Origin of the sequence: Nitrincola alkalisediminis (genome assembly GCF_009821115.1) — a bacterium.
Taxonomy (GTDB): domain Bacteria; phylum Pseudomonadota; class Gammaproteobacteria; order Pseudomonadales; family Balneatricaceae; genus Nitrincola; species Nitrincola alkalisediminis.
Genome location: NZ_VYTY01000010.1, coordinates 1 through 14,710 on the forward strand (window position 1 = coordinate 1; position 14,710 = coordinate 14,710).

Consider the following 14,710-nt stretch of genomic DNA (forward strand, 5'->3'; position numbering starts at 1 on the left):
AAAAAGATGTCGCTGAATATATGCGATATTACAACTTGGAAAGACTGCACACAGCCAATGGCGACAAAACGCCGGTGGATTATGAAAACGAGCTAAAAAAAGTGTCCGGTTTTAGTTGACCAGTACAGTCATGCCTGTATTTGCAAAGCGAATGAGTCCCAAGTTTGAAACAGCCAATATTCCTATGTCTTGTGTTCCATCCAAAACAGTTTGAAGCATATAGCGGCTCTCGTCTGCATCCTTCGCCAAGAGCTGCAATTGTTTTCGAGTGCTTAAAAGCTCTTGTTCAAAGCTGGCTCTTTGTTCTGCAGGGAAAATAACCCAGAAGTAGCATGAGCACTCTTTGAAGTCACCTTTCGATACGTTTAATAGAACCGGTAAAGGAGATTGATGAGTTCGATTCATTTTTAAGTAGATTTCATTGATAGCACCGTCGTTGCGCAATAAAGGCCATAGATGTGTATGAAGGAAAATCTTTGCAGATGATGGAAAAAGCGCTTCAATTGTATGGGTCGTTAAAGGAAGCGTGAGTCCTAGAGATGTCAGTGCGAAATCATTGATAAATACGATGTGACCTGATAGGTCAGTAACAATGACAGAGCAGGGAAGTGCGTTGAGTTCTAAGTTGACTTTCAAAGGGAAAATTCCGGTTTTAGATAGTCGCTCATGGCTTCAATAACCAGTGAAGGATGACTCATATGTGCGGCATGACCTGCAACATTTAGAACATTTAATCTACTGTGTTCTATTTTTTGATGGACGTAATCTCCAACTGATAATGGAACAAGCGCATCTTCTTTGTGTTGAAGGATTAGGCTTGGTACTTTTAAGTTTGAAAAGTCTTGACGGTTATCAGAAAAAAACGTTGCGTTTGCAAAGTGGCGTGTGATGATTGGATCTGTAGAGCAAAAACTTTCAGATAATCGACCGGAAATCTCTGAGGCGGTACTCACGCCAGCAACAATGGGTGCTAAATAGCTTGCCCAACCTAAATAGTTTTGATCCATTAGATCAAGTAAACCTTCTAGGTCTTCACGATCAAATCCACCGAGATACTCTGGAGGAAGGTTTAAGAAGCAAGGTGAAGGACCCAAAAGTATCATTTTTTTAAAGAGGTGTGGTCGAGCGTTCGCAGCCAGTATGCCTATGCTGCAACTCACTGAGTGACCTACGAAAATGATGTCCTGATGAATGTCTAAGGCATCGCAAATTTCAAGAATATCCTGAGCATATCCTGCAGGCGTTTCGTAGCGATTGAAACAATAGTGACGAACGTCAGACTGGCCACTGCCTACATAGTCAAAAAGTATTTGCTGTGATTGAGTGTCAAACGCGGGTGTTATGCTAGACCACATGGCTTGACTGCAACCAAAGCCGTGGGCGTAAAGTATCGTGGGTTGCGTTGGGTCACCCGATATTTTGACATTGTTACGAAGTAGAATGTCCATGTTTTTCCCTGTTGGGCCTAAGAGGCTTTCTGTGATGTAAGAAAATAACGATTGAGGTGGATGGTTTTGCCGACTAGCGCATTTTGAATGTCGCATTGAATAGACAAAATCTAAGTGAACTATAGCGTATTTTTGTTCACCTAATCGTGGATGAATGAAATACTTCAGGTTGGACTGAAACATTTTTAACTAAATTTGAGCTATAGTGTAACCAGACGGATCCTAGTGCGGGTATGGGGGCAATCATGCAACTGAAAAAAATTCTACATGTAGATGATGATGAGTCGATTAGAGATATTGTAGAAATTGCACTGGTTGATCTTTCAGGGTTTACGCTGGTTTCAACATCAAGTGGTCAAGAGGCTATAGAACGGCTAGAACATTTCCAGCCTGATTTGATTTTGCTTGATGTGATGATGCCTGAGATGGATGGCTTGGAAACCTTGCGACGGATTCGAATTAAAAGTGAAACACAACGTACGCCTGTTGTCTTCATGACAGCAAGGGTTCAAGAGAATGAAAAGCAACAATACCTTAAGGCAGGAGCTGTTTCTGTTATAGAAAAACCCTTTGATGCAGCATGCCTTGGTGATCAATTAACGTCTATTTTTTTGTCTCAGAGTTAACGATTCACGTAAGTGGATGATCCTTTATTGCTCTTTTCTAAGCTTCTTTGTCTACTGAGGTGTCAGGCACCAGAAGTGTTGGTGATGGCCTAGTGTTTCAAACGTTGAACACCTACCCAAGCGGTAGGCACGTTATTGTGCGTGCTTCGGTTACTAGATAGATTGTGTATCGGTGCAAGATCAGCGAAAATAGCCGTCATTCATCATTAACCTACTAGGCCATTCGTGTGTACGCAATTTGCATGGTCTAATAAAGGTTGATATATCTGCATTCAAATCAAAAGAATCATTTAATGTCACACCAGAATTTTATTAACGAAGTTAACAAACGACGCACTTTTGCTATCATCTCCCACCCTGATGCGGGTAAAACCACGATTACCGAAAAATTACTCTTACTCGGCCAGTTGATTCAGGTCGCTGGTACAGTGAAAGGGCGTGGCAGTGATCGCCATGCGACGTCAGACTGGATGACGATGGAGCAAGAAAGGGGGATTTCTATTACCTCCTCGGTGATGCAGTTTCCGTTTAACGGACGCACGGTTAATCTTCTGGATACGCCTGGACACGAAGACTTCTCAGAGGACACCTATCGTACCCTAACGGCTGTTGATTCGGCATTGATGGTGGTCGATGGCGCTAAAGGGGTTGAGGAACGTACCATTAAATTGATGGAGGTTTGTCGTTTGCGCGACACGCCCATATTTTCGTTTGTAAACAAACTCGACCGCGACATTCGTGATCCAATTGATTTGCTTGATGAGATTGAGCAAGTACTGAAGATAGAAGCCGCTCCAATCAACTGGCCAATAGGTTCGGGAAAATGGTTTAAAGGCGTATACAACTTGTACACCGATACTCTGCACCTATACACCTCTGGGCAGGGGCATACCTTGCAGGATGATCGTCGTATTCATGGACTTGCCAGCGATGAAGCCAAAGCCTTGTTAGACGATGAGTACGAGAATTTTGTTGATGAGATCGAGTTGGTTAAGGGTGCCACTCATGCTTGGGATCAACAGGCCTACCTTGACGGAAAACTAACACCTGTATTTTTTGGAACAGCGCTGGGCAATTTTGGTGTTCGTGAAATGCTAACGGATTTTGTTGAGTGGGCTCCTGCACCACCCGCGCGACCGACTGAAACTCGACCTGTCGATGCGAGAGAAGAAACTTTCAGTGGCTTCGTTTTCAAAATTCAAGCGAATATGGATCCGAAACACCGAGATCGCATTGCATTTATGCGCATTTGTTCAGGCAGTTATACTCGCGGTATGAAAATGCGCCATGTGCGCACAGGCAAAGAGGTTCGGATCGCCGATGCCGTGACGTTTTTAGCCGGAGATCGTGAAAATGTTGAAGAGGCGTGGTCAGGTGACATTATCGGCTTACACAATCACGGCACGATACAAATTGGCGATACCTTTACGGCAGGTGAAGTGCTTAAGTTTACAGGTATTCCTCACTTCGCCCCTGAAATGTTTCGGCGTGTTCGCCCCAAAGATCCATTAAAAATGAAGCAGTTGCAGAAAGGCTTGCAGCAGTTATCAGAAGAAGGTGCGGTGCAATTGTTTATGCCGCTGAAGAACAATGACTTGATTTTAGGCGCGGTCGGGCAGCTGCAGTTCGAAGTCGTGGTGTATCGTCTTCAGGATGAATACAAAGTCGAGTGCTTATACGAAGGTGTTTCTGTTCAGACAGCCCGTTGGGTTGAGTGCAAGGATACCAAAATGCTTGAAGAATTTAAGCGTAAGGGGTATGAAAACCTTGCCCTTGATGGTGCAGGGCTCTTAACCTATTTAGCCCCTACCCGAGTTAATCTATCCTTAACACAAGAACGTTGGCCTGATATTGCTTTCAGAGCAACACGCGAGCACTAAGCTATGCATCTCATTGACACCCATTGTCATTTAGACTTTGAAGTGTTTGATGATTGCCGTCAGCAGATTGTCGAACAGGCCCTGCAAGTGGGTGTTCGACAATTTGTTGTACCCAGTGTGATACGTGCCCGCTTTCAAAACGTTTTGCAATTGGCCAACGATTTTCCCTGCATTTATCCAGCCTTAGGGCTGCATCCTTGCTTTATTTCAGTGCATCAGCGCAGCGATCTAGATGTACTGCAAGGCTTACTCTCTCATTCCCGTGTCTGTGCCTTAGGTGAAATAGGTCTTGATGCCAGAGAGGGGATGGCGGCAATGGAGGTCCAGCTTGCTTTGTTTGATGAGCAGCTCCTGTTAGCGAGACGTTTAGGCAAGCCTGTGATCTTGCATGTTGTTAAGGCGCATGATTTGGTGCTCTCTCGCTTAAGGCGGGTGCGGGGAGAAGCGGGAGGTGTGGTGCATGCGTTTTCAGGAAGTGAGCAGCAGGCGCGCGAATATGCCAAACTTGGCTTTTATCTAGGGATGGGAGGAAGCTTAACCTATTCGCGGGCGACAAAGCTTCAAGGGTTAGTGCAGCGTTTACCACTTAAATGGTGGGTGCTTGAAACGGACTCTCCGGATATGCCTTTGCAAGGGTTTCAAGGGCAACCCAACACACCGTCTCAAGTGCGTCGGGTTGCTGAAACATTTGCAGAGCTCAGTGGTGTCAGTCTTGAGGATGTCGCTGAGCAAACGAATCGTAATGCTCGGCAGTGTTTTGGTGTGAATTACTTACTGTAAATGGTTTTGAAAATATTATCGATAGTACGCCATGCCAAATTCGTGTGGTCATTGGCAGGCAGTCGATAGATTTGACCGTCTACATCAACACGCTCACTGACATAGCTTTGATCCGGAGGATTAATGAGCATCATGGCTAGGCTTCTCGGGTAATTTGGACGTTGAACAGTCTGACCGTACTTATCTTCAATGGGTTTGAACATGAAGCGAGCCCCAGCGATTCTGTTTAGCTCAAAACACTGTGTGCGACTGTCCCCTTGGCACAGGCGTAATGCTTGAGCATCAAGCGTGTAGTAGCGGTTATGTGCACTGTTCTCGTTAGGTTGCGTTTGCCCAAGACTCAAACAGCCCGACAGCAAGACTAGGGGGGCTAAGGCGAGAAATCGTTTTTTCACAACTAATGCTCCATGCTAAAACTTATTTTTGAAAATCCGCATAGGGGTTTTCAACGTCAATTGAAATCGCGTGCTCGTAACCAGGTAGCTTGATTTCAGTGTCACTAATACCGAGGTCTTCGCCATTGAGAACATGATTATCGTATAAATAGATCGGCTTGCTGAGACCTTTTTGGCTATCTTGGTCATATTGCTGTGCCTGCGCAAGGGTCGATTCTTGCTTATTTCGCCACGTGCTCAAGACGTCTTTCGAGTAGCGTTTTTCCAGCATTTGGTTGACAACATGTGGCGAGAGCAAAACGGCACTTGCATTGTTACCCCCAAAACCTTTGGCATTAATGATTGCACTGTCCATTCCTTTTGGACCGACATTCTGATGCTGTAAGGATAAATTCAAATGACTGTGATGCACATCGTCGGCGATAGCGGGTGTTGTGATCAGACCTGGAAGAATGCCGTATTGCCAAACACCTAGAGAGGCCATAATTTGGTCACCACCTGCGCAGCCTTGTGAGTGTCCCACAAAGGCCTTAACCGCGGATACGTTCCAGTGTTCAATACCAAAGGCTTTGGCGGTCTCATTAATAACATGAGATTCTGTGACTCTATTCTGAGGTGTGCTCGTGCCATGCGCCTGGACAAAACTACGTTCTTTGAGAGACGTCTCTCCCAGCATCTTTCGGATAAAGGAAGCGGCCTTTCCAAGCGTCATGTAGTTGCCAATACCGGGGGCTGAAATGGATTTTTTATGGCCATCGGCGTGAACATACACATCGCCAATTGCACCAAAAATCTGTGCACCTGTTTCAATGGCCAGATCGTCGCTCATGAGCACGAGGTATTGGCTGGACTCACCGATGGTAAAACCACAGTTATTACCAAATGGGCGACATGCTTTACGGTAGTCCGCATTGCTCAAGGATTCTAGGTTATCAAGCGCTTGTAGATACTTGTCTTCAGCCAAGGCGCCCATGGCTCTGAAACCTTCGATGATTTCAGGCGTGACGGGGGCATCGCTTCCGCCAACAAGTACAAGTTTGCGACGACCGCTTCGTATTTCTTGAACACCATTGTAAAGGTTGTACAAGAAGGTCGCACAGGCTCCTAAGGCGCCTCCAGTCATGCCCGCATTGCCGAGTAAATACGCATTAATAAAGTCTGCAGGCATTTGAGCATAACCCAACGGCATTTGCTTTGACGTGGTTCTTTTGCCTAAGGCGGCAAATTTGGTTAATCCACCAAACCCATTGTCATCCAGTTGTCCGATTGAATTACTCGCAAAGACAGCGATCTGATCGGGCGAAAGGCGTGCTGCGATTGAGTCATAATCGATCCCTACCGAACGTAAGGCATCGGATGCAGCAAAGACGCTCATTTGTAAGCCACGAGGATGGTTGCGAGATTGATACAGTTTGCCTGGATCAAAACCGGTGGGTAGCATGCCTGCACTTTGAACCGCAGCAACCCGTGTGTCATTAAACAAGACATCACAGCCACCCTGAATACTGACTTGAGTTTCGCTAGTGTTTAGGGGAGTGAGTATCCAGTTGGCCGGGATCTGTGCCGGTAAATGCTTATTGCGTAATTTGAAAACCAGTGAGCCATCACTGCCTTGCAGAGTGGCAGGGCGATTGAAAAGAAGATGATTCACATCAAACCAGTCGGGATGGATTCGACGGATGAGCGTGTTGTCTAAGATCTGCTGCGTGAGCCCCATCGGAAAATCAGGAAACGAAATGACGTCGCCGAGTTGATCCTCAAACTGACCATTATTAAAACGGATGAGCCCCATGAGCGACGCAAGCGATACAAGTGTTTCATTTCGACTGTTAGCGTCAAGTTGATCTAAAATTAAGCGGCGATACGCATGATGGGAAGAGGATCTTCCGGCTGGGTTGATGCCGCCGAAACCGACGATAACAGGAAGCTGTGACAAGGGGTGGCTCCTTGATGGGCTAATGCAAATGAACGTTCAATCACCGTATTTTATCCCTTCAGGCAGATCCATACCAGTATTCTCGGCAAGTGATTGTTTGAGTTTGTCGATAATATGGGCGCTTAATCAAAGGTTAAGCTAAACTGGTTTTAGATAGCGCTTATCAATACATAGCAGTCTTAGGAGTTCATAATGATTAAAAAAATAGCAGTGGTGTTGGCTTCAGCCGCGCTTGTGGGTGGATGTACAACCATGCAGCCTGCGGGTGGAAATACGGTTCGTGGCGGCGCGGGCGGTGCGCTGGGTGGAGCAGCACTGGGCGCGGCTGTTGCAGGTAAGGGGAATCGCAATGAAGGCGCCTTGGTTGGTGCCTTATTAGGTGCCGCGGTGGGTGGCGGTATTGGGTATTATATGGATCAACAAGAGGCGCAATTGCGTCAGCAGTTGCAAGGTTCGGGCGTTGATGTCAATCGTGTGGGTGATGAAATCCAATTGGTTATGCCAGGCAGTATTACCTTTGCAACCAATGAGGATCGGATAGACCCTTCTTTCTATCAAACGCTAGACTCCGTTGCCAATGTGTTACGCCAGTATGATCAAACCTACATCAATGTAGAGGGCCATACGGACAGTACGGGTGCTTTGCAATATAACCAGTCTTTATCAGAAAGACGTGCTCAGAGTGTATCCCAGCGTTTAATTTCTTCTGGTGTAAGTCCGATGAGGGTAAATGCGGTTGGCTACGGTCCGAGTCGTCCGGTTGCGGATAACTCAACAGCCCATGGTCGTGCTCTCAACCGTCGCGTTGAAATAAACATCCGCGGTCAATAAAGCCCTAGGCTCAAGTGTATTAAGTAGCTTGGAAAAGGTCCAAGCTACTTAAACAATCAAAGATCGGCACTGTCTGCTAAACGGTCAAACTTACCTAATAGCGCTTGCAGTCTATCTTGTGTGTGATTGCGTTCATGTTCAAGTGCGGTTTGAGCGCCTTTTAGCTCACTGATTTCAAGACGAAGTGTTTCAACCTCTTCAATCAGACTTTCAATTTTTTCTTCTAGCTGGTTAAACAGCTCGCTTTGCATGTTGGGCTCCGTTCACTTTCAGGTAAGGGTGTAAAAGTCAGGAAGCCTAAGGCGAGTCGAGCAGCCTGTCAACACCTCAGTGGCTTCTAACGATATCATCGACTTGTATATTTACATTCTGAGATGAATCATTAATCCGGCCGCTGGCAAAATTGGGTTGAACATTATCAAGCGTAAGCGTGACATGCGTATTATTAAGCTCGGCATACGGCATATGAAGTGGGTCGTAATAGGTCATGCGACGGTAAACACTGAGTCGATCGCCAGCCTTCAAACCGCTCATGGCACCCGCATTTATCCACAACCGATCATTTTCAGCGCGGGTGATGCGCGCACTAAAGGGTTGGCAGCGTAACTGATCACGGATGTCTAAGCTGGCTTGGCGCAACAGATTCAACACTTGAATACCATAGTCTTCTTGCCAGAAGGCTTGAGTCGCAAACCCTGTTTGTTTTTGTCCCGCATTCCAGCGGCCACTCGTGCTATAGCTCTGTCGATAGAAAAGAGCACCCGTGAGAGCATCATGGATAAACAAGTCAAAGACAAAATTGCGTTGATGACGAGTATGGGTCTGATCCATACGATGGTAAAGATCAACCAGAAGGTTGGGCTCTCTTGGACCAATCGGGCTTAGAGGCTGCATATCGCGTATTACGCCTGACACGATGTACTGCACTTGCGTTTGTTCGGTGTGACGTTGAATATTGGTGAGCGTTCCATCATCTAAGGTTTGAGTGGGAGCATTGTTTAGATTTGGATGAAGCGTCATATGCGTTGCAAGGTGTGTGTCGAATCCGGGCTGTTGAAGAACTTGTTGTGCGAGTAGGTCGGGCATTTGGTGCACAATTTTATGCAGACCACCTGTGTTTGCATGGATGGGGTGTTGTAAGGGGAAAGCGGTAAAGGCTACTTTTTTATGGTAAGCGACTTCGTTAATATCGCCGGAGCAGCCTTCATCCATACTGACATCAGCACGAATACGCAGAAATAAAACGTTGTCGATAACGCGTTCGTTGATGACTTGAATGTTACTTACGCGCCCGAGTGATGTCATTCGAACGTTATCGATCTCAATGGTTCCATTTCGAACAATCGATGTGGATGAAACATAAGCTGAACTACGCATGGCAGCAGCTTCTGCTGCATGAGCGATTGCAGTTCTACGCGCACTGATCAAGTCACCGTTGATGATGCTTGCACTGCCATCTGCTTCAACAACAAGATCCGCCCACGCATTGAACGAGAGAAGGAGTAGGCTTGTCAGTACGAGTCTTAAACACCACATTGCAGATTATCCAAAGAGTACGGAAAGGTATACGTTAGATAATTTAGTCTGTTTCTGCAATCATTTGCCGTCAGTTGACACGATCATCCGGTGCTGGGATGCGTTGTGCACTTAAAACCTTCGCAAAGCTACTGTTTTCAAAGGTCTTGAACACCAGTAAAACCCCTGCAGGACTTGTTGGGTACTCAATCAACCGGCCTTGCTCTTCGCTAACGAAATCTTTTTTATAGTAGTGCGCAAGGCGTCCAGCACCGACGCCCTGATTGGTGCCTTGGTTCAAGAGTACATACACTCCGTCGGGTTCGTTGTGGAAAACACGGGTAATACGCATTTCGTTGTTGCCGGGGGAGTGGGGCTCACGAATGGCACTGGTTTGCAAGTTTCTATACGGGTTTGAGGGTAGTACGTAAAGAGTGGATTCTTGTCGGTTGGGCGCTTGACTCATTAAGTGGAATTTGGCCCGATCAGCTTCTTTATGCATTAGTTGTGCTTCACCCACACGGAGTAACTCATGGATGGCCTGATTCTGAGTGACAGTATGGGATTCTTGGACGGCATATACCGGGTAACGCTCGCCAATATTGTACAGGCTGGAGACATTTGAGGCGTACATAACCTGCGCCTGTCCTTCACTAAGATTGGCTTGCACGCGTGGAGCTTGGGCGAGTTGGGCATCGGTAGCGAGTGTGCGTCGATCAGCAAAGCGCTGCAGGGACCCTCCCGCGACCTCGTCACGAACGGCGGCTCGGTATTGCTGCGCTAGCGCTTCTCTTGATGGATGCGTCTGGGTGCTCAGTTGCCCTGCATTATGTGTGGCAGACGTAGGCAAAAGGAGGCTGCTGCCAGCGCGAAGGGCATTGGGGTTGCGTAATTGTGGATTTAAAGACCAAATTTCCCTCCATCTGCGTTCATCTCCAAGGTGCGTCTTCGCTAGAGCGCTGAGCGTGTCACCCGCTTGGACTTGATACGTCATAGATGATGCCTGACTGTTCGCATGACTCGAGGCAATCAGCATGAAAGTGAGCAGTGATGGAATGAAAATGCGTCTAAGCATGTATGAACCCTATCCGATGGTCAGGCCACATCCTTGTGACAGAGAGACTGTTAGTAGCGTGGTGCGTAATAAAGGGTATCACGGTATGCGCTACCTTGAATCAGGCCATGTCCACGAGTGTGGTAGAGTCTTTCGGACTCAAGGAGTCTGCGCAGCTCAGAACGGCTAATCTTTAGCGCCATGTAGGTGATTGCAACGCCGTCCTCTTGGAACTCTTGGTGTGTAATGGTGGCACCTTGAATGAAGCTGTTTAATCGGGTTCTGAGTCGATCATGATTGGCTACAAAGTTATCAACGCTGGTATCCCCAAAAATATGGACGCCAGAGACTTGCTCTGCCATTTTGCGGTACGCATCGACTTCAGAGGCTCTCAGTGCCATCAAGCGGCGCTGCGGTGCACTTTCAAAGGTATTGCGGGGTGCGCCATAGCCAACAACGTTTAAGACCTGTTCGTCTGGGATGATCAATTGATCGCAACGCGACGATCTTACACAGCTGCTATCGGGTGATCCGATCATGTCGCCACATGCAGTTGTTCTGCATCCCGGTACTTGATGGGCACAACCTGCTAAGGTTGATAGAGCAAGGGCTGACAGTAATAGTTTGAATGTATTCGTCATAACAAGTCCTTAGTTCAGAGAACCGAATGCGGAGGCATTTTAATTTTTTCGGAATATATATCGGCCATCATTAATATTACTTTACCCGTTTTTTCGTTTTAAACAAGTTAGTTAGAGTGTTGAATGTGTTCGTCAAGTTTTTCACAAATGGTCTGTTGCAGTCTTGCGCATAAATCAGGGTCGCTAATCGGGTGTCCTGTGGCATCCGTGATAAAGAAAAAGTCTTCGACTCGCTCGCCAACATTTGAAATTTTTGCTTTGCGGACTGAAATGTTGAAATCAACGAAAATCCGACCTAAGCGTGCCAGAAGTCCGGGACGATCAGACGTGAAAACTTCTAATACGGTCTGGTGTGTGCTCGGATCGTTGCTTAAATTGACGCTTGTTGGAATGGCGAACAGCTTAAGCACGCGTGGAACTCGGCGTTGAATGATTTCAGGGAAGTCATCGGGGTCATCGAGTTCTTCGGTAAGGGCTGTTTGAATTCGGCTTAAGTACTCAGGATTGTCCGGTAGGGGTTTGTTGTCCTCGGATAATACAGTGTAGGTGTTCAATGTGCGGCCATTATCCGTCGGGATGATTCGAGCATCCAGCACGTTTAAATGCAGTTGGTCTAATGCGGCCACCGTCGCTGGAAAAAGCTGGGGAAGGTCATCCGCATAAATAAAGATTTCAGTCGCGCCTTCGTAAAGGCGATACGAGGTTTTTTGCACAAGGATGAGTGGTAGCGGACGGTCACCGTGCCCTAGAATGGCTTGGGTGTGCCATGCAATATTTGTCGCATCTTCTCTGAGAAAGTATTCATCGCCAAGCATTTCCCAAAATGTATGAACAGCTGCAACATCCATCTGCATTTGATTGAGCATGATCATCGCTTCTTGCTGTAGCTGTTCAATGCGATCCTCTTTGTTGATCGGGTTTTCAAGACCGCGTCTCAACGCGCGCTTAGTTTCCGTGTAAAGCTGGCGCAGCAGCGTCGCTCTCCAGCTGTTCCACAAACTGTGGTTGGTTGCGTTGATGTCAGCAACGGTGAGTACATAAAGATAATTTAGATGAATGATATCGCGCACTTCATGTGCAAATTGGTTGATAACATCTGGATCCGAAATATCGCGCCGCTGTGCTGTCATCGACATTTTTAAGTGGTTTTTAACCAGCCATGCCAGCAAGTGTGTGTCCCATTTGCCAATATGATGTCGCTTGCAAAATTGAATCACATCATCAGCGCCCAGTTCGGAGTGATCACCGCCTCGCCCTTTAGCGATATCATGGTAGAGGCCAGCGATATACAATAGCTCAATTTTGGGCAGTTGATTAATAATGCGGTGGGCGAGAGGGAAGTGCTCTTGCATGGACTCATGTCGAAATTGACGCATCATTTGGATGACTTTTAAGGTATGAGCGTCGACCGTGTAAATATGGAAGAGATCGTGCTGCATTTGTCCAACAACCTGCCCAAACTCTGGCAGGTAGCGACCAAGAATTCCATAGCGATTCATGCGTCTGAGCTGGGTCGAAACCCCTTCGCGTGAGCGCAAGAGTTCCATGAATAGTGACGTGTTGCGTAGATCGTTGCGAAACTCATCATCAATCAGGTGACGATGCTCGCGGATAAGGCGAATGGTCGATGCTCTCACACCTTTTATTTGAGGGTTCTGCGCCAGTAGAACAAACAATTCCATGAGTGCGAAAGGATGGTGTTCGAATACGCGATCGTATGCAACCTCAATGTAGTCATCATGAATTTTGAAGCGATTGTTTAAAGGCTCAATGCGGGGCTTGTCTGAGCGGCGTAGAATAACTTCATCGAAATACTGCAGTAGCATATCGTTAAAACCGGACATGGCTTTCGCCACTCGGTAGTATTTGCTCATGAATTGCTCAACCGCTAAACCACTGTCTTGATCTTTGTAATCAAAAAACTTGGCCAAGCTGCGCTGATGGTCGAACAAAAGACGATCTTCACGTCGCTTACTGATCATGTGCAGTGCATAACGCAGCGTCCAAAGATAAAGCTCCCCCTTGTTTAACGTATCGAGTTCGGAGTCGGTTAAAAAACCATGGTGAACAAGATCGTGTAAGTAGGTTGCTCCAAAGTGGCGCTTTGCAACCCAGCCGATGGTCTGGATGTCCCGAAGCCCTCCGGGTGAGTTTTTTAAATTGGGCTCTAAGTTGTAAGCGGTATCGTTGGTTTTTTCGTGGCGTTGGTTTTGTTCTTCAAGTTTTGCTTTGAAAAACTCTTTGTCGGACCAGGCTTCTTCTGATGTGACGCGCTGGTACATGTTGATTTGTAGGTCGGGGTTACCTGTTAAGGTTCTTGACTCGATCAGGTTGGTTGCGATGGTGATATCGTTACGGGAGGCTTCATAGCATTCATCAATACTTCTAACGCTTGAGCCTATGTCGAGTTTGATATCCCATAGAAATGTTAGAAACGCACTAATGGTGTCAGAGAATGTCTCAGGGTTAATGCCATCGGTTAAAATGAGAATGTCAACATCGGAGTAGGGGTGCAGTTCGCCCCGCCCGTATCCGCCGACAGCTACGAGTGCGAGTTTGTCTTTATGGGGCCAATCAAAGCGCTTCCAGATGGAGCAGAGTATTTGGTCGATAATCCATGCGCGGCCATAAATCAGCTTGCGTATGTCTGCTTGGTTGCAGAAGGCTTCGTCCATTAAGGTCTTGGCTTTGTCCAATGCTTGACGGTACACAGGAAGCGCGTTTTTAGTGTTGGCTAAGGCGTCTTCCAGTGCCAAGGGGTCAAGATATTCAGGCACGGCAAAAACAGACTGGCTCGTAGCGCCCATAGATTATCTCCAGATGCAGAAGGTGTTAAAAAGATTCTTCGTTGCGTCGAGTGAGTACTTCGTAACCATCCGCCGTGACCAAAATTGTGTGCTCCCATTGTGCTGAAAGACGTTTGTCAGCCGTCTCTACTGTCCAGCCATCGCGTTTGGATAATTTTACGTGACGCTTGCCAGCATTGATCATAGGTTCAATGGTGAAAATCATGCCTTCCTGTAACACATCTCCTGTGTTCGGACGTCCGTAATGAAGCACCTGTGGGTCTTCATGGAATTCTTTTCCAATGCCGTGGCCGCAGTACTCTCTGACCACCGAATAGTGTGCTTTTTCTGCATGTTGCTGGATAACAAAGCCAATATCACCCAAGCGAGCCCCGGGCTTGACAAGTTCTATGCCTTTGTAAAGGCACTCTTGTGTGACTTCGCATAGGCGTTGCGCGTGAGGTGCGACGTCGCCTACATAAAACATTTTGCTGGTGTCGCCATGATAATCATCCTTAATAACGGTAATGTCTATGTTGACGATGTCACCGTTTTTAAGTTTTTTATCATTCGGGATGCCATGACAAACCACCTGATTGACTGACGTGCAGATTGACTTAGGAAAGCCGTGGTAATTGAGTGGTGCAGGGATCGCGTTTTGGGTGTTGACGATATAATCATGACAAATTTGATTGAGCTCGTCAGTGGTTACGCCGACTTTAACGAAAGGTTCAATCATTTCTAGAACCTCGGCCGCAAGGCGCCCTGCTATTCTCATTTTCCCTATTTCTTCAGGCGTTTTAATGGTAATGCTCATG

General features: G+C 46.9%; 15 protein-coding genes. 5 read left to right on the forward strand and 10 right to left on the reverse strand.

All coding sequences use genetic code 11. The annotated features are described in order from the left end of the window. Positions 1-119 (forward strand): IS3 family transposase (locus F5971_RS14315; RefSeq protein WP_193495613.1); only part of this gene is annotated, 119 nt, incomplete at its 5' end. Here F5971_RS14315 and F5971_RS14320 read toward each other — a convergent pair. Next, the gene (locus F5971_RS14320; RefSeq protein WP_193495615.1) at positions 112-636 is read right to left on the reverse strand and encodes a nitrogen regulation protein NR(II); all 525 of its coding nucleotides are present in this window, start codon (positions 634-636) and stop codon (positions 112-114) included. The two genes, F5971_RS14315 and F5971_RS14320, sit on opposite strands and share 8 nt — an antisense overlap. Further along, on the reverse strand, positions 633-1,448 hold the full coding sequence (locus F5971_RS14325; protein WP_193495617.1) for an alpha/beta fold hydrolase: 816 nt from the start codon (positions 1,446-1,448) through the stop codon (positions 633-635). The genes F5971_RS14320 and F5971_RS14325 overlap by 4 nt, the downstream gene beginning before the upstream one ends. Positions 1,449-1,693: 245 nt before the next feature. On the opposite strand from F5971_RS14325, the gene F5971_RS14330 reads away from it, so the two are divergent. The 3 genes from F5971_RS14330 (at position 1,694) to F5971_RS14340 (ending at position 4,734) form a co-directional block, all read left to right on the forward strand. After that, a complete protein-coding gene (locus F5971_RS14330; protein ID WP_036508248.1) occupies positions 1,694-2,074 on the forward strand; it encodes a response regulator in 381 nt (126 codons plus the stop codon). A gap of 293 nt (positions 2,075-2,367) precedes the next feature. Next, positions 2,368-3,954 carry a peptide chain release factor 3 gene (locus tag F5971_RS14335; protein WP_036508250.1) on the forward strand — a complete coding sequence of 529 codons (1,587 nt, stop codon included), beginning with the start codon at positions 2,368-2,370 and terminating at the stop codon, positions 3,952-3,954. A gap of 3 nt (positions 3,955-3,957) precedes the next feature. Next, positions 3,958-4,734 carry a TatD family hydrolase gene (locus F5971_RS14340; protein ID WP_193495619.1) on the forward strand — a complete coding sequence of 259 codons (777 nt, stop codon included), beginning with the start codon at positions 3,958-3,960 and terminating at the stop codon, positions 4,732-4,734. Here the strand turns inward: F5971_RS14340 and F5971_RS14345 are convergent. Together F5971_RS14345 and F5971_RS14350 are read right to left on the reverse strand one after the other, a co-directional pair. Then, entirely contained in the window at positions 4,722-5,129 is a 408-nt protein-coding gene (locus F5971_RS14345; protein ID WP_036508253.1) for a hypothetical protein, read from the reverse strand. The genes F5971_RS14340 and F5971_RS14345 overlap by 13 nt on opposite strands. Positions 5,130-5,151: 22 nt before the next feature. Then, positions 5,152-7,065, reverse strand: coding sequence for a beta-ketoacyl synthase (locus tag F5971_RS14350; RefSeq protein WP_193495621.1), 1,914 nt, complete (start codon positions 7,063-7,065; stop codon positions 5,152-5,154). Positions 7,066-7,257: 192 nt separating this feature from the next. Here F5971_RS14350 and F5971_RS14355 point away from each other — a divergent pair, with 192 nt between their 5' ends. Next, positions 7,258-7,896 carry a YiaD family glycine zipper/OmpA-like lipoprotein gene (locus F5971_RS14355; protein ID WP_036508257.1) on the forward strand — a complete coding sequence of 213 codons (639 nt, stop codon included), beginning with the start codon at positions 7,258-7,260 and terminating at the stop codon, positions 7,894-7,896. 56 nt (positions 7,897-7,952) lie between these two features. Here the strand turns inward: F5971_RS14355 and zapB are convergent, their stop codons facing one another. From zapB to map, 6 genes are all read right to left on the reverse strand, one after another. Next, positions 7,953-8,147, reverse strand: coding sequence for a cell division protein ZapB (gene zapB, locus F5971_RS14360; RefSeq protein WP_036508260.1), 195 nt, complete (start codon positions 8,145-8,147; stop codon positions 7,953-7,955). A 76-nt stretch (positions 8,148-8,223) separates the two neighbouring features. Further along, entirely contained in the window at positions 8,224-9,432 is a 1,209-nt protein-coding gene (locus F5971_RS14365; RefSeq protein WP_036508263.1) for a flagellar assembly protein T N-terminal domain-containing protein, read from the reverse strand. Positions 9,433-9,502: 70 nt separating this feature from the next. Beyond that, positions 9,503-10,486 (reverse strand): LysM peptidoglycan-binding domain-containing protein, encoded by a 984-nt coding sequence (locus F5971_RS14370; protein ID WP_193495624.1) that lies wholly within the window; start codon positions 10,484-10,486, stop codon positions 9,503-9,505. A gap of 50 nt (positions 10,487-10,536) precedes the next feature. Continuing rightward, a complete protein-coding gene (locus tag F5971_RS14375) occupies positions 10,537-11,106 on the reverse strand; it encodes an LPP20 family lipoprotein (protein ID WP_081763719.1) in 570 nt (189 codons plus the stop codon). 107 nt (positions 11,107-11,213) lie between these two features. Then, positions 11,214-13,913: a [protein-PII] uridylyltransferase gene (locus tag F5971_RS14380; protein WP_193495626.1), complete on the reverse strand. Its 2,700-nt coding sequence runs from the start codon at positions 13,911-13,913 to the stop codon at positions 11,214-11,216. 25 nt (positions 13,914-13,938) lie between these two features. Further along, positions 13,939-14,709, reverse strand: a complete 771-nt coding sequence (gene map, locus F5971_RS14385; RefSeq protein ID WP_036508271.1) for a type I methionyl aminopeptidase — start codon at positions 14,707-14,709, stop codon at positions 13,939-13,941. Position 14,710: the final 1 nt, after the last annotated feature.